Genomic DNA, 18,336 nt, shown 5'->3' on the forward strand with positions numbered 1-18,336 from the left:
GCCATGCCTGGCATGCATGAACCGGAGCGGCCCCGCGAAAGCGGGGCCGTTCTGTTTTTGCCTTTGGCCTTTTGCGACCACCTGCCCCGACGCCGGCAGTGAACCTGCCAGGTGGATGATCGGCATGTCCGCCGGGACCGTGAGCGCCATGGATGGCGCGATCGAGCCCCCAGGATGAGTTTACGGCGTGTGCCGGCGGATATGCCGGTCATCCGCCCCGCGCGGTCCAACCCCCGGCGCTCGGTTATGCTCTCCCTCATGCCTTCCCCCCGGATCCACCGATGAGCGACACCCCCCGCATCGCTTTCCTGGCCAGCACCGCAGAGCCCGCGCAGATGGCCCGCGCGGCCATGGTCTCGCGCTATGGCGATCACACGCCCGAGCAGGCCGACGTGCTGTGCCCGCTGGGGGGCGATGGCTTCATGCTGCAGACCCTGCACCGTCACGGGCACCTGGGCAAGCCGGTATTCGGCATGAAGCTGGGGACGGTCGGCTTCCTGATGAACCAGTACCGTGGCGACGACGACGTGCATGCGCGTATTGCCCGCGCCGAGCCGGCCAACCTGCGCCCGCTGGAAATGCTGGCGCTGACCGAATCGGGCACCAGCACCGGGTCGCTCGCCTACAACGACGTCTCGCTGCTGCGGCAGACCCGCCAGGCGGCCCATATCGGCATCGACCTCAATGGCCAGGAGCGCGTGGCCGAACTGATCGGGGACGGCGTGCTGGTGGCCACGCCGGCCGGCAGCACCGCCTACAACTATTCCGCGCACGGCCCGGTGTTGCCGCTGGGGTCGCATACCATCGCGCTGACCCCGTTGGCCCCGTATCGCCCGCGCCGTTGGCGCGGTGCCATCCTCAAGGCCGATACCGAAGTGCGCTTCCGCGTGCTCGATCCGTACAAGCGCCCGGTCAGCGTCACCGCTGATTCGCACGAGACCCGGGACGTGGTCGAGGTGACCATCCGCGAGTCGCAGGACCGCCGGGTGACGTTGCTGTTCGATCCGGAGCACAACCTGGAAGACCGGATCCTGAGCGAACAGTTCGTTTTTTGAGGACAATAGGCTGCCGGCCCTGCCGATCGCTTGAAGGACTCCACCGATGGGCGACAACTCCCCCCGCTTGCTGACGGTCGCGGTGACCTCGCGCGCGCTGTTCGACCTCGAGGAAAGCCACGCGCTGTTCGAGAGCGATGGCGTGGCGGCCTACGCGGAATACCAGCGCCAGCATGAGGATGACATCCTCGGCCCCGGCGTGGCCTTCCCGGTGGTGCGCAAGCTGCTGGCCCTGAACCAGGGCGCCAGCCCGGAGAATCCGCGGGTCGAGGTGATCCTGCTGTCGCGCAATTCGGCTGATACCGGCCTGCGCATCTTCAACTCGATCCAGCACTACGGGCTGGGTATCATCCGTGCCACCTTTACCGCCGGCGAGCCCACCTGGCCTTACGTGAAGCCGTTCGGTACCGACCTGTTCCTGTCGGCCAACCCCGAATCGGTGCGCAGTGCGCTGCGTCATGGCATTGCAGCAGCCACCATCCTGCCCAAACCCTCGGGCGAGACCGCCGCCGCGGCGGCCGATCAGATCGATACCGGCCGTCCAGCCGGTCAGCTGCGCATTGCGTTTGATGGCGACGCGGTGATCTTCGGCGACGAAAGCGAGCGCATCTCGCGCGAACAGGGCGTGGAGGCATTTGGTCGCCATGAGCGCGAGCGTGCCCGTGAGCCGCTCAGCGGCGGTCCATTCCGCGGATTCCTGTCGGCGCTGCACACGCTGCAGGAGGTATTCCCGGCCGGCGAAAGCGCGCCGATCAGGACGGCGCTGGTCACCGCCCGCTCCGCGCCCGCGCATGAACGGGTGATCCGCACCCTGCGCGAGTGGGGCGTGCGCCTGGATGAGGCGCTGTTCCTCGGTGGCCGCCACAAGGGGCCGTTCCTTCAGGCCTTTGGCGCCGACATCTTCTTCGACGATTCGCAGCACAACATCGACAGCGCCCGCGAGCATGTGGCGGCCGGCCACGTGCCGCACGGCGTCGCCAACGAGGGATAAGGCGGATTCGACCGGTAGGTGCCAACCGTTGGTTGGCGCTGCCGTCAGGCCACGGGTCCGATCAAGGGTTGCCCGACATCCCCAGCTGCAGGTCCACGACCTTCCAGCGCAGGCCCTGTGGTTCCAGCACCACCTTCAACGGTGGCTGGCCGGGGCCGCGATCGACATCGACCACGAAGCGGTCGAATGACTCGAAATGGTGTTCGGCCTGCTTCAGGGGCCTAGCCGGTTCGGTCGGGCCGAAGGCATCGCCGCCCTGCAACTCGTTGCGACCGCGCTTCCACAGCACGTGGCCCTGCAGCATCGCGCCGATCCCGGTCGGGGTCACCATGGTTTCCACTGCGGCGCCGCCGAGCTGATCACCCAGCCCGTAGAGCAGGGCGCCGAATGGGCTGGCCGCCACGTCCGGCCCGGTCTGGCGCACCAGGTAGTCATTGAGCTGCGCGCGCAGGCTGCTGCGCACGCGCGGGAAATCGACGTAGCGCTCCAGGCGGGCGGTGTCGCGCTGCTCGATGGCCTTGGACAGGCCATTGACGGTCAGGTACGGGCCGCCGAACCACCAGGCCGCCAAGGCCAGGACCAGCAGCACAAGCAGTGCAGTGAGCTTCTTCATGCCGGACAGACTGCCGCAACGGCGGCGGTGCCGGGTGAAGACTCACTGACTGGGCGAGCCATGACCATCACCGAAGGCATCCACCAGCTGCTGTCGTTCGGCCGGGGCCAGCGCCTCCAGGCGGGTCGCCAGCACCTCGTCCAGGCTGCGGGTGCGGGTAGTGCCGAGGATGCCGCTGGCCACGCCGGGATGGCCCAGGACATAGGCGAAGGCGGTCTGGGCCGGGCGCTGGCTGCGGATCGCGGCCACGGCGCGGCGCATGCGGCGGGCGCTGAGCATCAGCTGGCGGCTGCTGGGCTTGAGCCAGGCGCGCGCCAGGTACCAGGCGTCGGCCAGCCGTGGCGGGCGCGGACGCGCGGGCAGCAGGTGGCCCTGCGCCAGCACGGTGCCGGCCAGCACGCCGATGCCCACCGCCTGTAACCGGTCGATCAGCGGTTCGCGGTCCTGCTGCAGGGCGTTGTAGTCCAGCAGCACCACATCGAAGGCGTCCGGATGAGCGATCATCCAGCGCAGGGTCGAGGCCGAGTGGGTGTTGATGCCGGTGTGCCGGATCAACCCACGCTCGCGCAGGCGCTGCAGCGCGGCCAGCAGCTCGTCGTTGATGTCGTGTTCGCTGGCGCCATGCAGCTGGTAGATGTCCAGGTGGTCCAGGCCGAGGTTGCGCAGCGAGGCCTCGCAGCTGGCGGTGATGGCCGCGGGCGAGAAGTTGCGCTGTTCGGCGCCACTGATGCCGGCCCGGCCGGTCAGCGTGCCGCCCTTGCTGGAAATGACCAGCGAGTCGCGCGGATACTGCTTCAGCAACGGGCGCAGGATGCGGCCCAGGCGCGGTTCGGCGTGAAAGCCGGAATAATTGTGGCCGGTGTCGAGCAGGTTCACGCCCTGTGCCAATGCGTGCTCGACCACATCCGCCGCCGCCTGCTCGGAGAAGCGGCGGTGTCCCCAGAAGCCGGAACAGCCCAGGCCGACGGGCGATACCGCCAGGCCTGTACGCCCCAGCACACGCCGTTGGCGGGCCAGCGGGAGATCCTGCGGCATCAGAACTCCAGGTCCAGGGCCGCGCACAGGTAGTCGACGAAGGGGCCGAGCGTGGCCAGATCCTTGCCCAGCGTGGACAGCAGGCGCGGGCCGGTCATGGTGGCGTCGTCCAGCGACCGCCACATCACCCAGTTGCGATGCTTGAGGTCGTCGATGAACTCGAAGTCGGCCGGGAAGCCGCGCGGCGGGCGTACCAGTTTCTCGCTCTCCTCGAAGTCGAAGCGCCTGCGCAGGGCCGGCCCATGGGCGGCGGCCTTCCAGCTGCCCGGGTTGTCGAGGATGAAGTGGCGCACGCGGCGCTGGGTTTCCGGTTCCGGATGCCACAGGCCAGCGCCGACAAAGCTTTCGCCGGGCTGCAGGTGCACGTAGAACGAGGGCGCGGCCACTTCGCGGCGGCGCTCATGGAACAGGCGCGCGCCCTGCCAGGTCTTGTACGGCGATTTGTCGTTGGAGAAGCGCGCGTCGCGATGGATGCGGAACAGCGAGCCGCCGACGCCGCGCGTATCGGCGCGGAAGTGTTCGCTGACCTCGGCCAGGGCCGGTTGCAGGTCGCCCAGCAGGCGCAGGAACGGCTGCCGTACGTGGTCTTCGTACTGCTGGCGGTGGTCGTTGAACCAGGCCTTTTCGTTGTGCCGCGCGAGGCTGCGCAGGAACTTGAAACTGGCGTCCGAGAAGTAGGTGCTCACAGTGTCTCCTGCAGGTACTGGCCCCAGTCGCGCAGCGATTGCAGCAGGGCCTGGCGCCGCGTGTCGTCGGGCGCTTCGGCGGCCAGTGCATCGAGCTGTTGCTGGTACTGGGGCAGGTTGAGTTCGCCCAGACCACTCTCGCCGAGCAGGCGCTGGCGGCGGTATTCCTGCCAGCGCTGGCGTTCAGCCGGTGCGAGGCTGTCGGGATGATTGCGCGCGCGGTAACGGAACAGCAGCTCCGGCAGGCGCGGGTCGCGGAAGCGACCCTCCAGCGCGGCCAGCTGCTCCGGCGCAGTGGTGCGTGCGAGGGCCAGCAGCGGTTTGTCGCCGTTGCCGAGGAAGCCGTCGTACAGCGAGGCATCGACGTCGGCTACGGTGGTGGCGCGGGGCTGGTTGTAGACCTGGCGTGCCTTCTCGGCCAGCTGCGGGGCGAAACCGCGCAGGCGTTCGACTTTGGCCTCGATGGCCGCCACGTCCAGGCCGAGGCGCTCGTGGTCATCGGCGCGCAGGTGGTTCCAGGCGACCAGTGCCGGCACCTTGTTCAGGTGCACTTCCTTCAGCGGCACCCGCGCCACGCCTTCGGGCAGTTCGCTGGCGCGCATGTACAGGCGTTGCGCGATCACCTCCGGCGGAAGGCCCAGCAGATCGTCGATATCACCGTCCAGGTCGAACACGATCACCCGGTTGCTGATGGTCGGGTGCACGGCCAGCGGCAGCACTGGCGCGGCACACAGGCGACTGGCCGGGTAGCGCATGGAGACATGCAGGACCGGCTTCAGGGCGGTGACGTCCAGCAGGCTGCCGACGAAGCGCTTGTCGCGCAGTTTCAGCGCGTACTCCCACAGCCGCGGCTGCGACTGCTTGAACAGCCGCGCCATGCCGAGGGTGGCGCGCACGTCGGACAGCGCTTCGTGCGCGTCGCCCTCGCGCACGTGGTTGGCCTCGGCCAGGTGCTCGAGCTTGAACGAGGTGGCGCCGTCTTCGCGCAGTGGCCACTGGATGCCGTCCGGGCGCATCGCGCGCATCAGCCGCAGCATGTCCAGCAGGTCCCAGCGCGAATTGCCATTGCGCCATTCGCGCTCGTAGGGATCATGGAAATTGCGGAACAGGCCGTAGCGGACGAACTCATCATCGAATCGCAGCGTGTTGTAACCGAGCGCGCACGTGCCGGGACGCGACATCTGCTCGTTGATGCGGTCGAACGCTTCGGCCTCGCTGATGCCTTCGGCCAGGGCCTGTTGCGGGGTGATGCCGGTGACCAGGGTGGCCATCGGCGAGGGCAACAGGTCGTCGGCGGGCCGCACGAAGAAGCTGGCCGGAGTGTCGATCACGTTGAGGTCCGCGTCGGTCCGGATCGCGGCATATTGCGATATGCGCGTCCGCCGCGGGTCCTGGCCGAAGGTCTCCAGGTCATAGAACAGGAAGCTGTCGGCCATCAGTGCGCACCCTCCAGGACCGGCAGCTGCGCATGGATCTGTGCTTCCAGCGCGGCCCAGTCGATGTGGTCCAGTGAATCGTGGCCGGCGGTGGCGGCCACCAGCATGTCGCGCTGGAGCTCGGTGCGGCGCAGTGCCTCGGCATACGGTGTGTGCAGGAACGTGACCATCGTGTAGTGCGGCACGAAACGGGTCGGCCAACGGCGCTGGAGCTGCTGCTCGAGCTCGCGCTGCAGCAGGAAGGCGGGGTCGGCGACGCGGTCACGCATTTCCAGGTAGTTCTCCAGTGCCATCTGCTGGATCGCACGGGCGTTGGGCTTGCGTTCGGCCTCGAAGGCAGCGAAAGCGCCTTCCAGGTCGTCTGCTTCCATCAGGTGGCGGGCCAGCGCAACGCAGTCCTCGAAGGCGCAGTTCATGCCCTGTCCGTGGAATGGCACCATCGCATGCGCAGCGTCGCCGATCAGCACGGCGCGGCCCTGCTGGTGCCAGCGCTCCAGGCTGAGCGTGCCGAGCAGGCCCGGCGGATGCTGTTCCCAGTCCGCGCGCAGGTTCGGGATCAGCGGCAAAGCATCGGCGAACTCGCGCGCGAACAGCGCCTCGGCCTGGAAACCGGTGTTGACCGTGGCAAAGCTGGGATCACCCTGGTTGGGCAGAAACACGGTAACCGTGAAGGTGCCTTCGTGGTTGGGCAGGGCGATGCACATGTAGTGGCCGCGGGGCCAGATATGCAGTGCATTGCGCTCGATGCGGAAGCTGCCATCGGCTGCCGGGGGAATTTCCAGTTCCTTGTAGGAGTGGTCCAGGAAGGTGATGTCCTCGCCCAGCGGTGCGCGCCGGTTCATCGCCGCACGCAGTGCCGAACCTGCACCGTCGGCGCCGATCAGCGTGTCGAAGTGGATGTCGTGAGGGCTGTCGTCGCGATCGTCGATGAATCGTGCATGGCCGGCATCGAAATCGACGGTATGCAGGCGGCGATGGAAGTGCACGGTGGCGCCGGCCTGCTCGGCCAGCTGCAGCAGCGTCGTGTTCAGGTCCCTGCGATGGATCGACCAGATCACTTCGCTGTCGTCGCGGCCGTAGCGCTGCAGCTGCGGTTCGCCTTCGCGCGGATGCACCATGCGCCCGCGCATCATCACCGCGCGCGCCATCACCTCCTCTTCCACGCCAGCCTGGCGCAGTGCGTTGCGCCCGCGCTCGGCCAGCGCCAGGTTGATCGAGCGGCCGCTTTCGTAGTCGGCGATGCGCGGATCCCCGCGCCGCTCATACAGGGTAATGCGCCAGCCCCGGCGTGACAGCAGGATGGCCAGCAGGGAGCCGGCGAGGCCGGCACCGATAATGCTCAGCGAGCGGGAGGCATGTGCGATCAACGAACTGTCCAGCAGCAGGGGAGGGGCCGGCTCAAAGGCCGGCCCAGGCTTCCACTTCCTCGACGAAGTGGTGCACGTCCAGGTAGCGGTTGTAGAGCGGAGTGGGCGAGATGCGGATCACGTCGGGTTCGCGCCAGTCGCCGAGCACGCCGATGCCGCGCAGGTGCTCGAACAATGCACGGCCACGTTCGCGGCCGCCGATCACGCGCAGCGACAGCTGGCAGCCACGACGCTGCGGGTCGGCCGGGGTGATGATGTCCAGCACCCGGGACAGGCGCGCGTTCACCAGTGCCTCGAGCATGCCGGTCAGCGCCAGCGACTTGCTGCGCAGTGCGTCCATGCCGGCGCGCTCGAACAGCTCCAGCGAAGCACGCAGCGGCGCCAACCCGAGGATCGGCGGATTGCTCAGCTGCCAGCCTTCGGCACCGATGGCCGGGGTGAACTGCGGTGCCATCTGGAAGCGGGTGGCCTCCTCGTGGCCCCACCAGCCGGCAAATCGCGGCAGGGTGGTGTCGCGGTGGTGGCGTTCGTGCACGAACGCGCCGGCGACTGCGCCCGGGCCGCTGTTGAGATACTTGTAATGGCACCACACGGCGAAATCGGGCGCCACGTCATGCAGGCGCAGCGGCAGGTTGCCGACCGAGTGCGCCAGGTCGAAACCGATCCGGGCGCCCTGCAGGCGGGCGGCGCGGGTGATCGCATCGAGGTCGAAGGCCTGGCCGGTGCGGTACTGCACGCCTGGCCACAGCACCAGCGCCAGGCGCGGGCCGTGTTCGGCGATGGCGCGCTCGATCGCGCCCAGCGAGATCGTGCCGTTGGCTTCGTCCGGTTGCACTTCCACCAGGCACTCGGCCGGGTCGAAGCCATGGAAGCGGATCTGTGCCTCCACCGCGTGGCGGTCGGTCGGGAATGCGCCGGCTTCCATCAGGATCACCGGGCGCTGCGTGCTCGGCCGGTAAAAGCTGACCATCATCAGGTGCAGGTTCACGCTCAGCGTGTTCATCGCCACCACTTCGCTGGGCAGCGCGCCGACCACGCGGGCCAGTTGTGCGCTTACCAGGCGGTGGTACGACAGCCACTGCGTCGGGCCGGTGAAATGGCCTTCCACCGCCAGTTCGCCCCACTGCTTCATCACTTCCTGCACGGCTGCCTGCGCGCCGCGCGGCTGCAGGCCCAGCGAGTTGCCAACGAAGTAGGTCTGTTCGCCGCCGCCGTGGCGCGGAATCAGGAATTCGCTGCGCAGCGGGCGCAGCGGATCGGCGGCGTCCAGGGCGATGGCGTGGGTGCGGCTGAGCAGGTCGGACATGGGTGGGCAACAGGCTGCAACGGGGCTGCCAGTGTAGCGCTTGGCCCGGCGTAGCCGGTGGTGGGATGGATGCCGCCGAACCTGTAGAGCCGAGCCCATGCTCGGCTACGCGGGTCCACAGCCGAGCACGGGCTCGGCTCTACAAGGGGGGGATGGTCAGCCAGCCGCCGCCGGCGCCGGCAGCGGATCCACGTGCCCGCACTGTCTGCAGGTGCGCAGTTCCAGGCTGGCGTGGTAGTGCGCGAACACCTTGGGCAGGTCGGTTTCGATGTTCTGCAGCGCGAAGAACTCTTCGTACAGCTTGTGGTTGCAGCGCTCGCAGTGCCAGATCACGCCATCCAATTCATGTGGCAGGCGTTTGCGCTCCACCACCAGGCCGATACCGCCGGGAGGGCGCCGCGGCGAGTGCGGCACCTTGCCCGGCAGCAGGAAGATCTCGCCGGCGCGGATCGGGATGTCACGTACCGCACCGTCCTCCTGCACCTTCAGCACCATCTCGCCTTCGAGCTGGTAGAACCACTCCGGTCCTTCATCGTAGTGATAGTCGGTGCGCGAGTTCGGCCCGCCGACCACCATCACGATGAAGTCGCCGTTGTCGATCATCTTGTTGCCCACCGGCGGCTTCAGCAGGTGGCGGTTCTCTTCGATCCAGGCGTGCAGGTTGATCGGTGAAGCGAGCATGGTGGCCTTCCGGGGGAATTCAGTCGCGCTTGCCCTTGCGCGGGACATGGGACAGGGCCCTTTCGTAGGCCGGCTGCAGCTCCTCCTGCGAGCCGACATCGATGCCCATCTCGCGCACGCGGCCGTCCTTCAGGCTGTAGACCCAGCCGTGCACCATCAGCTTCTGGCCGCGGGCCCAGGCGTCCTGCACGATGGTGGAGCGGCACAGGTTGGCGACCTGCTCGATCACGTTCAGCTCGCACAGGCGGGCGTGCTTCAGCTCATCGGTCTCGATCGCGTCGAGGATGGCCGTGTGCTTCTGCATCACATCACCGACATGGCGGAGCCAGTTGTCGGCCAGCCCGACGCGGGTATTGTGCAGGCAGGCGTGCACGCCGCCGCAGCCGTAATGGCCAACGATCAGGATGTGCTTCACCTTCAGCTGATCCACCGCGTACTGCACCACGCTCAGGCAGTTCAGGTCGCTGTGTGCGACCACGTTGGCCACATTGCGGTGCACGAATACTTCGCCCGGTGCCATGCCGATGATCTGGTTGGCCGGGACGCGCGAGTCGGAACAGCCGATCCACAGGTATTCGGGGTGCTGCTGCTTGGCCAACTGGTGGAAGAAGTCCGGATCTTCCTTTCCGATCCGGTCCGCCCATTCGCGGTTGTTCTGCAGCAGCTTATGGATGTCTTTCATTGCATGTCCCTGACGGTGGGTGGGAGCAAGGCGCGGCCGTAGCGGCCGCGTCGTCGCGGGAAATCGGATGGGTCTCAGCTGCCGGCCGCAGCCTCGTCGTGCTGCCAGCGCATCCACTGCGCCAGTTCCAGTGACGGCGGGGTGGCCAGTGCGTCCAGCGCGGCGATCGCTGCCAACTGGTTGGCGCCAGGATGATTCTGGCCCAGCTTCAGCTTCAGCTGTACGTGCTCGACCTTGAAGTGGAAGCCGACAATGGCGTGCAGCTTCCTGCCATGCTCGGCGCGCCCGGCATCGAACTGCCAGGCCTGGCCGACGCTCGCCTCGAAATGGTCGCTGAGCGCGCCGACCAGCCTGGCCAGTGCATCGGTGTCGTCGATCCGCTGCAGCTGGCCGCGCAGTTCGGCCGTGGCGTAGTTCCAGGTGGGGACCCGTGCGGCGGGCTCCTTGTCGGGATACCAGCTGGCCGAAATGTAGCCATGCGGCCCATCGACCAGCACCTTGGCCGCGCCACTGTGATGTGCCTGGGGGTTGGCGCGGGCCCAGTGGCCAAGCAACTCGATGCGTTCGCCGTCACGCTGATACAGCACCGGCACCCGGGTCAACTCCGGCAGGCCATCGCTGCCGGTGGTAAGCACGGTGACAAACGGGTCGCGTGCAAGCAGGCGGTCCAGCCAGCGCAGGTCGGTTTCGGCGAAGGCGCGTGGAGTGAACATTGCTGCAGGCTCAGGCGCGTCCGCCCAGCGACTGCACCATGCGGCCGCGCAGCCCCTCATCGCTGCCGGCCTGCGGCGGCTGCACTTCTTGCAGGCTGAAGCCGCGCACCAGGGCATCTTCCTCGTCCAGGCCGTCGAACTCGACGAATTCCGCGTCGAACAGCTGCGCACGGGCGGTGTCCTCGCTGTCGTAGCTGAGGGTGTTGCCATCGCTGTCGAGCACTTCGGCGGTGCCGGCCGGGCGCACGCGCAGGCGTGCCCAGATCAGGGTATTGCCGAGGCTGGCCAGCCACCAGCTGTCACGCGGGGCGGTACTGTCATTCATGGAGGTCACCAGAGCGAGGCCAGCCAGAGCAGGGCAGCCATGCCCAGTCCGGCCAGCAGGGTCAGCAGCGATACCCAGGCCGGCGTCGCCAGCCCGGACAGCGAGCGGTCCGGCTGCTGGCGATAGTCGCGGCGCAGCAGCCAGGCCAGGGCATCGGGCTTGAGGAAGGCGCCACTGCCGAAGCGCGCGGCGAGCGCCGGATGGCGGTCGCGCACGTGTACCAGGGTCAGCGGCCAGAAGATGACGAAGGCACTGAACCCGGCCACCGCGACGCCGACGAAGCAGAGGGCGAAGAACAGGGTCATGGGTGCCGTACCTCCGTGGTCGTGGGCGGCTTAGAAGTCCGCGCTGCCCGGAGCGCGCGGGTAGGGGATCGCATCGCGGATGTTGGACAGGCCGCAGACGTACACCACCAGGCGCTCGAAGCCCAGGCCGAAGCCGGCGTGCGGCACCGAGCCGTAGCGGCGGAAATCGCGGTACCAGCCATAGTGTTCGCGGTCCAGGCCGAACTGGGCCATGCGTGCGTCCAGCACATCCAGGCGCTCTTCGCGCTGGCTGCCGCCGATGATCTCGCCGATACCCGGGGCCAGCACGTCCATCGCGGCGACGGTCCTGCCATCGTCGTTCAGGCGCATGTAGAAGGCCTTGATGTGTTCCGGATAGTTGGTCACCACCACCGGGCGGCCGACATGCTCCTCGGTCAGCCAGCGCTCGTGCTCGGTCTGCAGGTCCAGGCCCCACTCGACCGGGAAGTCGAACTTCCTGCCGGACTTCTGCAGCAGGCTGACCGCCTCGGTGTAGTCGATGCGCTCGAACGGCGCATTGATGAAGTCTTCGAGCTTGGTGATCGCGTTCTTGTCCACGCGCTCGGCGATGAAGGCCAGGTCGTCGCCGCGCTCGTTCAGCACCGCGCGGAACAGGTATTTCAGGAACTCTTCGGCCAGGCGCGCGTCCTCGGCCAGGTCGGCAAAGGCGATTTCCGGCTCGATCATCCAGAATTCGGCCAGGTGGCGGGTGGTATGGCTGTTCTCGGCGCGGAAGGTCGGGCCGAAGGTGTAGACCTTGCTCAGTGCCAGGCAGTAGGCCTCCACGTTCAGCTGGCCGGACACGGTCAGGAAGGTCTCCTTGCCGAAGAAGTCGCGGCTGAAATCGATCGCGCCCTTCTCATCGCGCGGCAGGTTCACCATGTCCAGGGTGGACACGCGGAACATCTGGCCGGCGCCTTCGGCGTCGGAAGTGGTGATGATCGGCGTGCTGATCCAGTTGAAGCCGTTCTCGTGGAAGAAACGGTGCACGGCCTGGGCCAGGCAGTTGCGGATGCGGGTGACCGCGCCGAACAGGTTGGTGCGCGGGCGCAGGTGCGCCACTTCGCGCAGGAATTCCGGCGACATCGGCTTGGGCTGGATCGGGTAGGTCAGCGGGTCTTCGACCCAGCCGACCACTTCCAGGGCGTGGGCCTGGATCTCGAACGACTGGCCCTTGCCCTGCGACTTCACCAGGCTGCCGGTAGCGATGACCGAACAGCCGCTGGTCAGCCGCCTGATCTCGTCGAAGTTGGCCAGGGTATCGCTGGCCACGACCTGGATCGGCGCGAAACAGGAGCCGTCGCTCACATTGACGAAGGCCAGATTCGCTGAACCGCGCACCGTGCGCACCCATCCGCGTACCGTGACTTCGCCGCCTTCCGGGATCTTCCCGGCAAGCGCATGTTCAACGCTGACCACCGTCATGACTTGAATCCTCTGCTGATCGACTCGATCTGTGAACACGGGAGTTTACCGGTTGCAGTGTTCCGCTTGCGAGGCATTTTTCGCCGTCCCGGCTCCTTATAATGTCCCCGTACTTCTGGAGTAGTCCCATGGCTGTCAGCCTGACCCCCGTTGCCTTCGAGCGCGTGCAGCGCTTCGTTGCCCAGACCCCCGGCGCACTGGGCCTGCGTTTCGGCGTGACCAGGACCGGCTGCTCCGGCTGGGGCCATGTGACCGACCTGGCCCGCGACGAACGCGAGGGCGACACCGTGTTCGAGCAGGATGGCGTGAAGATCTACGTCGACGCCAAGAGCCTGGCGCTGGTGGATGGCACGGTGATCGACTTCGGCAAGCACGGCCTGAGCGAGACCTTCACGTTCAGCAACCCGAACGCCACCGCCGAGTGCGGCTGTGGCGAGAGCTTCACCACCGACGCCGACAAGGCCTGAGCGCCAGCCGGCCCCCGACCCGTCCGGTCGGTGCCGATCTTGGCCGTCAGGCCGGGCATGGCCGGACGTCATCGGTCCCGGGTTCGCCCACGGCGATCTGGCGGGCCGGTTGCCCTGCCGCCCCATCTGGGCCATAATGCGCGGCTTCCTGCCTTCCTGGCGGGAACCCTTGCCCCACCGCGGTCTCAACGGCGGGGGGCTGTCCGGCCGCAAGGCCACATCCGAAAGGTAGAAAAAACATGAGTCGTCATTACGAAATCGTGTTCATGGTCCACCCGGACCAGAGCGAGCAGGTCCCGGCCATGATCGAGCGCTACAAGTCGCTGGTCGAGAACGGCAACGGCACCATCCACCGTCTGGAAGACTGGGGCCGCCGCCAGCTGGCGTACCCGATCCAGAACCTGGTGAAGGCCCACTACGTGCTGATGAACATCGAAGCCGACCAGGCCGTTCTGAACGAACTGACCGAGAGCTTCCGCTTCAACGACGCCGTGCTGCGCAACCTGGTCATCAAGCGTGACGAGGCTGACACCGAGCAGTCGCTGATCATGAAGAGCAAGGACGAGAAGGGTGACAAGCCGGAGCGCGGTGAGCGCCGTCGTCGTGACGACGAGGAAGGCGAGTCCACCACCACCGCTGACAACGAAGCCGGCGACGACGCCGCTTCCGCCGCCTAAGGAGCCTTCCCATGTCCAAGTTCTTCCGTCGCCGCAAGTTCTGCAAGTTCACGGCTGAAGGTGTGAAGGAGATCGACTACAAGGATCTCAACACCCTGCGCCAGTACCTGACCGAGAACGGCAAGATCGTGCCGAGCCGGGTCACCGGTACCAAGTCTAAGTACCAGCGCCAGCTGGCGACCGCCATCAAGCGCGCCCGTTTCCTGGCCCTGATCCCGTACACCGACAACCACGACGTCTGATGCCGGCGGGGCGGCCTGGGGCCGCCCCCGCTGTGCCAGCTATTCGGACAGCCTTTGTTGCGGGGCACTGCCTCGCTAACGAATAACTCATCTGGAGCAATACCATGCAGCTGATCCTCCTGCAGAAGGTCACCAATCTCGGCAACCTGGGCGACCTGGTTGACGTCAAGCCGGGCTACGGCCGCAACTTCCTCGTGCCGCAGGGCAAGGCCGTGCCGGCCACCGAGAGCAACAAGGCCGAGTTCGAAGCCAAGCGCGCCGAGTACGAAGCCAAGGCCCAGGCCATCCACGCCGAGGCTGAAGGCCGCAAGGCCAAGCTGGAAGGTGCCAGCGTCACCATCGCCGCCAATGCTTCGACCGAAGGCAAGCTGTACGGCTCGGTCGGCCCGCGCGACATCGCCGAGGCCTTCACTGCCGCCGGCCTGCCGCTGGAAAAGAGCGAAGTGATCCTGGGCGAAGGCGCTTTCCGCAACATCGGCGAGTACGACGTGCTGGTCCACCTGCACGCCGACGTCGAGACCACCGTCAAGGTCGTCGTCGTCGCCGAAGCCTGATCCCGCGCCGCAAGGCCTGGCATCACCGCAGAACGGGCGCCCGCAAGGGTGCCCGTTTTGTTTGGGGCGTCGTCCGCCCCGTGGTGCCGAGCCAGGCTCGACGGCCCGCCGACCCTGCGGGTCCGGCACTGTTCCACGCCCATTCGTAGAACACGGCGACATCGGTATACTCAGGGCGTCACACCTGTTCCACAGTCAGTGATCCCAACAGGATCAATGACTTGGAGGGAAAGCAGGCCGCTCGCCGGCCCCAGTCCGGAACCCCTATGCGTCTTTCCACGATCAAGCTGTCCGGCTTCAAGTCGTTCGTCGATCCGACCACCCTGCACCTGCCGACCAACATGACCGGCGTGGTGGGGCCCAATGGCTGCGGCAAGTCGAACATCATCGACGCCGTGCGCTGGGTGATGGGCGAAAGCTCGGCCAGCCGCCTGCGCGGTGACTCGCTGACCGACGTGATCTTTTCCGGCTCCAACGCGCGCAAGCCCGTTTCCCAGGCCACCGTCGAACTGATCTTCGACAACTCCGACCACACCATCTCGGGCGAGTACGCCTCGTTCAACGAGATCTCGGTCAAGCGCACGGTCAGCCGCGACGGCACGAGCAACTACTACCTCAACGGCACCAAGTGCCGCCGCCGTGACATCACCGACCTGTTCCTCGGCACAGGCCTGGGCCCACGCAGCTACTCGATCATCGAGCAGGGCATGATCAGCCAGATCATCGAGGCGCGCCCGGAAGACCTGCGCGTGTACCTGGAAGAGGCGGCCGGCATCTCCAAGTACAAGGAACGGCGCAAGGAAACCGAAACCCGCATCCGCCACACCCGCGAGAACCTGGATCGGCTGGGCGACCTGCGCGACGAAATCAGTAAGCAGCTGGAGCACCTCAAGCGGCAGGCCAAGCAGGCCGAGCAGTACCAGGCGCTGCAGGAGGAACGCCGGGTCAAGGATGCCGAATGGAAGGCGCTGGAATTCCGTGGCCTGGACGGGCGCCTGTCGAAGCTGCGCGAAGGGCTGTCGCAGGAAGAGACCAAACTGCAGCAGCTGATCGCCGACCAGCGTGATGCCGAAGCCCGCATCGAGACCTCGCGCGTGCGTCGCGAGGAGGCCGCCGATGCGCTCAACACCGCGCAGGCAGCGGTCTACCAGGTCGGCAGCACGCTGGCGCGGCTGGAACAGCAGATCCAGCACCAGCGGGAGCTGTCGCAACGCCTGCACAAGGCTCGCGACGAGACCCGGCAGGCACTGGCCGAACTGGGCCAGCACATCAGCGGCGACGAGGCCAGGTTGAGGGTGCTGCGCGAGGCGGTGGACGCGGCGACTCCGCAGCTGGAAGCGCTGCAGGAAGAGAACGAGATCAAGCAGGAAAGCCTGCGCGAGGCCGAAGCGCACCTGGCCGACTGGCAGCAGCGCTGGGAACAGCACGCCTCGCAGAGCTCGGAAGCGTCGCGGGCCGGCGATGTCGAACGCACCCGCGTGGACTACCTGGACAAGCAGATTCTCGATGCCGACCGGCGTCGCGAAGCCCTGGTGGCCGAGCGCGCCGGGCTCGACGTGGATGCGCTGGAAGAAGCGTTCGAGCAGCTGCACCTGCAGCACGACACGCAGAAGGCCGCGCTGGACGAACTGAGTGAGGACGTCGAGCAGCGCAAGCAGGGCGTGGCCGCAGTGCAGGAACAACAGCGCAACGGCCAGAACGAGCTGGCCGAGCTGCGCAAGCAGGCCAATGCCCTGCGCGGCCGCCTGGCCTCGCTGGAAGCCCTGCAGCAGGCCGCGCTGGGCCAGGAGCAGGGCGCAGCCGTCGCCTGGCTCAAGGCCCGCGGGCTGGATTCAGCGGCGCGTGTCGGCGAACGACTGGATGTCGATGCAGGCTGGGAAAACGCGGTGGAAAGCGCGCTCGGCCAGCTGATCGAAGGCGTGCTGGTCGATGACCCCGCCCGTCTCGTCGACGCGTTGGGCGAGCTCGGCGATGGCCACATTGCGCTGGTCGCCAACCATGATGCCGAATTGAACGTCGCGCCGACTTCGCTGGCCGCACGCGTGCGGGGCCCGGTGGCGATCCGCCGCCTGCTGGCCCAACTGCACGGTGCCCGCGACCTGTCCGAGGCGAAAGCGCTGCAGGCCAGCCTGCCGGAAGGGGATTCGATCATCACCCAGGCCGGCGAACGCCTCGGCCAGGGCTGGCTGCGCGTATCGCGCTCCGGTGCGGCCCAGCAGGGCGCGCTCCTGCGCGAACGCGAGATCAACGAGCTACGCGCGCAGATCGAGCAGTTGCAGGACCGCGAAGCCGAGCTGGAAGAGCAGCTGTCCGGTTACCGCGAGCAGTTGCAGGCGGCCGAGCAGCAACGCGAGGATGCGCAGCGTGCGCTGTACCAGGCCCATCGCGCGGTCTCCGAGCTGGCGGGGCAGCTGCAGGGCCAGCAGGGCAAGGTCGAAGCCGCACGCACCCGCATCGATCGCATCGAAGGCGAGCTGAAGCAGTTGCAGGAAGTGCTGGAGGCCAACCAGGAACAGGCGCGCGAGGCCCGTTCGCGGCTGGAGAATGCGGTCAGCAGCATGGGCGACCTGGAGTCGACCCGGCAGCGGCTGGAAGACGAGCGGCGCCGGCTGACCGAGGCACGCGACCTGGCACGTGACGCTGCACGTGCAGTGCGCGAGCGTTCGCATTCGCTGGCCCTGACCCTGGAGTCCCAGCGGGCACAGGTGGCGTCGCTGAGCCAGGCGCTGGAGCGCATGGGTACCCAGCGCGGGCAGTTGGATTCGCGACTGGGCGAACTGCATTCGCAGCTGGACGAAGGTGATTCGCCGATCGACGCGCTGCAGGCCGAACACCAGAATGCGCTGGAAGAGCGCGTGCGCGCTGACCGCGTGTTGGCCGAGGCGCGCACGCTGCTGGATGGCATCGATGCCGAGCTGCGCAATTACGAACAGACCCGCCACCAGCGCGATGAGCAGGCGCTGGCCCAGCGCGAGCGCATTTCCCAGCGCAAGCTGGACCAGCAGGCGCTGGTGCTCAGCGCCGACACCCTGCAGGCGGCGGTGGAGAAGGCCGGCTTCGTGCTGCAGGACGTGCTCAACGCACTACCCGAGGACGCCCGCCTGGGCGACTGGGAGCAGGCCGTGCACCAGATCGACGCACGCATGCGCCGGCTGGAGCCGGTCAACCTTGCGGCCATCCATGAGTACGGCGAGGCCTCGCAACGTTCGGACTACCTGGATTCCCAGCATGCGGACCTGACCACCGCGCTGGAGACCCTGGAAGACGCGATCCGCAAGATCGACCGCGAGACCCGCGGCCGCTTCAAGGATACTTTCGATCGCGTCAACGCCGGTGTGCAGGCGCTGTACCCGCGCCTGTTCGGTGGTGGCCACGCCTACCTGGAACTGACCGGCGAAGACCTGCTCGACACCGGCGTGACCATCATGGCGCGCCCGCCGGGCAAGCGCGTGTCCAGCATTTCGTTGCTGTCCGGCGGCGAGAAGGCGATGACCGCAGTGGCGCTGGTGTTCGCCATCTTCCAGCTGAACCCCGCGCCATTCTGCCTGCTGGACGAGGTGGACGCGCCGCTGGATGAAGCCAACGTCGGGCGCCTGGCCAACATGGTCAAGGAAATGAGCGAGAAGGTGCAGTTCCTGTTCGTCAGCCACAACAAGGCGACGATGGAGGCCGCGCACCAGTTGTCGGGCGTGACCATGCGCGAGCCGGGGGTCAGCCGCCTGGTCAGTGTGGACCTGGAAGAAGCCGCGCGATTGGCGGGCGCGGCCTGACGTGCC

General features: G+C 67.3%; 19 protein-coding genes. 7 read left to right on the top strand and 12 right to left on the bottom strand.

From position 1 onward, the window contains the following. Positions 1–281: 281 nt before the first annotated feature. The gene (locus tag A9K58_RS01440) at positions 282–1,055 is read left to right on the top strand and encodes an NAD kinase (RefSeq protein ID WP_065197633.1); all 774 of its coding nucleotides are present in this window, start codon (positions 282–284) and stop codon (positions 1,053–1,055) included. Between the two features lie 46 nt (positions 1,056–1,101). Then, entirely contained in the window at positions 1,102–2,046 is a 945-nt protein-coding gene (locus A9K58_RS01445; RefSeq protein WP_065197634.1) for a 5'-nucleotidase, read from the top strand. 61 nt (positions 2,047–2,107) lie between these two features. Here A9K58_RS01445 and A9K58_RS01450 read toward each other — a convergent pair whose 3' ends face one another. The 12 genes from A9K58_RS01450 to asnS form a co-directional block, all read right to left on the bottom strand. Further along, positions 2,108–2,659 carry a DUF2939 domain-containing protein gene (locus A9K58_RS01450; RefSeq protein ID WP_065197635.1) on the bottom strand — a complete coding sequence of 184 codons (552 nt, stop codon included), beginning with the start codon at positions 2,657–2,659 and terminating at the stop codon, positions 2,108–2,110. A gap of 42 nt (positions 2,660–2,701) precedes the next feature. Continuing rightward, entirely contained in the window at positions 2,702–3,694 is a 993-nt protein-coding gene (locus A9K58_RS01455; protein WP_065197636.1) for an aldo/keto reductase, read from the bottom strand. Beyond that, positions 3,694–4,380, bottom strand: a complete 687-nt coding sequence (locus A9K58_RS01460; RefSeq protein ID WP_065197637.1) for a DUF2461 domain-containing protein — start codon at positions 4,378–4,380, stop codon at positions 3,694–3,696. The genes A9K58_RS01455 and A9K58_RS01460 overlap by 1 nt, the downstream gene beginning before the upstream one ends. Further along, a complete protein-coding gene (sbcB, locus tag A9K58_RS01465) occupies positions 4,377–5,816 on the bottom strand; it encodes an exodeoxyribonuclease I (RefSeq protein ID WP_065197638.1) in 1,440 nt (479 codons plus the stop codon). Before sbcB ends, A9K58_RS01460 begins: the two co-directional genes overlap by 4 nt. After that, a complete protein-coding gene (locus A9K58_RS01470) occupies positions 5,816–7,183 on the bottom strand; it encodes an FAD-dependent oxidoreductase (protein ID WP_065197639.1) in 1,368 nt (455 codons plus the stop codon). The genes sbcB and A9K58_RS01470 overlap by 1 nt, the downstream gene beginning before the upstream one ends. Positions 7,184–7,214: 31 nt before the next feature. Next, a complete protein-coding gene (gene kynU / locus A9K58_RS01475; protein WP_065197640.1) occupies positions 7,215–8,489 on the bottom strand; it encodes a kynureninase in 1,275 nt (424 codons plus the stop codon). Positions 8,490–8,645: 156 nt separating this feature from the next. Then, positions 8,646–9,170, bottom strand: a complete 525-nt coding sequence (locus tag A9K58_RS01480; RefSeq protein ID WP_065197641.1) for a 3-hydroxyanthranilate 3,4-dioxygenase — start codon at positions 9,168–9,170, stop codon at positions 8,646–8,648. Between the two features lie 19 nt (positions 9,171–9,189). After that, complete coding sequence (gene can / locus A9K58_RS01485) at positions 9,190–9,852, bottom strand: carbonate dehydratase (RefSeq protein WP_065197642.1); 663 nt, start codon at positions 9,850–9,852, stop codon at positions 9,190–9,192. Between the two features lie 74 nt (positions 9,853–9,926). After that, positions 9,927–10,565, bottom strand: coding sequence for an FMN-binding negative transcriptional regulator (locus A9K58_RS01490; RefSeq protein ID WP_065197643.1), 639 nt, complete (start codon positions 10,563–10,565; stop codon positions 9,927–9,929). Between the two features lie 10 nt (positions 10,566–10,575). Further along, on the bottom strand, positions 10,576–10,890 hold the full coding sequence (locus tag A9K58_RS01495) for a hypothetical protein (RefSeq protein WP_065197644.1): 315 nt from the start codon (positions 10,888–10,890) through the stop codon (positions 10,576–10,578). Between the two features lie 5 nt (positions 10,891–10,895). Further along, on the bottom strand, positions 10,896–11,195 hold the full coding sequence (locus A9K58_RS01500; RefSeq protein WP_005410232.1) for a hypothetical protein: 300 nt from the start codon (positions 11,193–11,195) through the stop codon (positions 10,896–10,898). Positions 11,196–11,225: 30 nt separating this feature from the next. Then, positions 11,226–12,620, bottom strand: a complete 1,395-nt coding sequence (gene asnS / locus A9K58_RS01505; RefSeq protein WP_065197645.1) for an asparagine--tRNA ligase — start codon at positions 12,618–12,620, stop codon at positions 11,226–11,228. Positions 12,621–12,748: 128 nt separating this feature from the next. Here asnS and A9K58_RS01510 point away from each other — a divergent pair, with 128 nt between their 5' ends. From A9K58_RS01510 to smc, 5 genes are all read left to right on the top strand, one after another. Further along, positions 12,749–13,087 (top strand): HesB/IscA family protein, encoded by a 339-nt coding sequence (locus tag A9K58_RS01510; RefSeq protein WP_065197646.1) that lies wholly within the window; start codon positions 12,749–12,751, stop codon positions 13,085–13,087. Between the two features lie 239 nt (positions 13,088–13,326). Next, positions 13,327–13,764: a 30S ribosomal protein S6 gene (gene rpsF / locus A9K58_RS01515; RefSeq protein ID WP_006452997.1), complete on the top strand. Its 438-nt coding sequence runs from the start codon at positions 13,327–13,329 to the stop codon at positions 13,762–13,764. A gap of 11 nt (positions 13,765–13,775) precedes the next feature. Continuing rightward, positions 13,776–14,006: a 30S ribosomal protein S18 gene (gene rpsR / locus A9K58_RS01520; protein WP_065197647.1), complete on the top strand. Its 231-nt coding sequence runs from the start codon at positions 13,776–13,778 to the stop codon at positions 14,004–14,006. 104 nt (positions 14,007–14,110) lie between these two features. Then, positions 14,111–14,560 carry a 50S ribosomal protein L9 gene (gene rplI / locus A9K58_RS01525; protein ID WP_005417398.1) on the top strand — a complete coding sequence of 150 codons (450 nt, stop codon included), beginning with the start codon at positions 14,111–14,113 and terminating at the stop codon, positions 14,558–14,560. 266 nt (positions 14,561–14,826) lie between these two features. After that, on the top strand, positions 14,827–18,330 hold the full coding sequence (gene smc / locus A9K58_RS01530; RefSeq protein ID WP_065197648.1) for a chromosome segregation protein SMC: 3,504 nt from the start codon (positions 14,827–14,829) through the stop codon (positions 18,328–18,330). The last annotated feature ends 6 nt before the right edge of the window (positions 18,331–18,336 follow it).

It is taken from the genome of Stenotrophomonas maltophilia, assembly GCF_001676385.1.
Classification (GTDB): Bacteria; Pseudomonadota; Gammaproteobacteria; order Xanthomonadales; family Xanthomonadaceae; genus Stenotrophomonas; species Stenotrophomonas maltophilia_J.

Excerpts from the sequence above, each read along its gene's own strand:
- rplI (WP_005417398.1), top strand. The coding sequence starts at position 14,111 with ATGCAGCTGATCCTCCTGCAGAAGGTCACCAATCTCGGCAACCTGGGC.
- smc (WP_065197648.1), top strand. The coding sequence starts at position 14,827 with ATGCGTCTTTCCACGATCAAGCTGTCCGGCTTCAAGTCGTTCGTCGAT.
- can (WP_065197642.1), bottom strand. The coding sequence starts at position 9,852 with ATGAAAGACATCCATAAGCTGCTGCAGAACAACCGCGAATGGGCGGAC.
- A9K58_RS01440 (WP_065197633.1), top strand. The coding sequence starts at position 282 with ATGAGCGACACCCCCCGCATCGCTTTCCTGGCCAGCACCGCAGAGCCC.
- A9K58_RS01495 (WP_065197644.1), bottom strand. The coding sequence starts at position 10,890 with ATGAATGACAGTACCGCCCCGCGTGACAGCTGGTGGCTGGCCAGCCTC.
- sbcB (WP_065197638.1), bottom strand. The coding sequence starts at position 5,816 with ATGGCCGACAGCTTCCTGTTCTATGACCTGGAGACCTTCGGCCAGGAC.
- A9K58_RS01500 (WP_005410232.1), bottom strand. The coding sequence starts at position 11,195 with ATGACCCTGTTCTTCGCCCTCTGCTTCGTCGGCGTCGCGGTGGCCGGG.
- A9K58_RS01480 (WP_065197641.1), bottom strand. The coding sequence starts at position 9,170 with ATGCTCGCTTCACCGATCAACCTGCACGCCTGGATCGAAGAGAACCGC.
- rpsF (WP_006452997.1), top strand. The coding sequence starts at position 13,327 with ATGAGTCGTCATTACGAAATCGTGTTCATGGTCCACCCGGACCAGAGC.
- rpsR (WP_065197647.1), top strand. The coding sequence starts at position 13,776 with ATGTCCAAGTTCTTCCGTCGCCGCAAGTTCTGCAAGTTCACGGCTGAA.
- A9K58_RS01455 (WP_065197636.1), bottom strand. The coding sequence starts at position 3,694 with ATGCCGCAGGATCTCCCGCTGGCCCGCCAACGGCGTGTGCTGGGGCGT.
- A9K58_RS01510 (WP_065197646.1), top strand. The coding sequence starts at position 12,749 with ATGGCTGTCAGCCTGACCCCCGTTGCCTTCGAGCGCGTGCAGCGCTTC.
- asnS (WP_065197645.1), bottom strand. The coding sequence starts at position 12,620 with ATGACGGTGGTCAGCGTTGAACATGCGCTTGCCGGGAAGATCCCGGAA.
- kynU (WP_065197640.1), bottom strand. The coding sequence starts at position 8,489 with ATGTCCGACCTGCTCAGCCGCACCCACGCCATCGCCCTGGACGCCGCC.
- A9K58_RS01450 (WP_065197635.1), bottom strand. The coding sequence starts at position 2,659 with ATGAAGAAGCTCACTGCACTGCTTGTGCTGCTGGTCCTGGCCTTGGCG.
- A9K58_RS01445 (WP_065197634.1), top strand. The coding sequence starts at position 1,102 with ATGGGCGACAACTCCCCCCGCTTGCTGACGGTCGCGGTGACCTCGCGC.
- A9K58_RS01490 (WP_065197643.1), bottom strand. The coding sequence starts at position 10,565 with ATGTTCACTCCACGCGCCTTCGCCGAAACCGACCTGCGCTGGCTGGAC.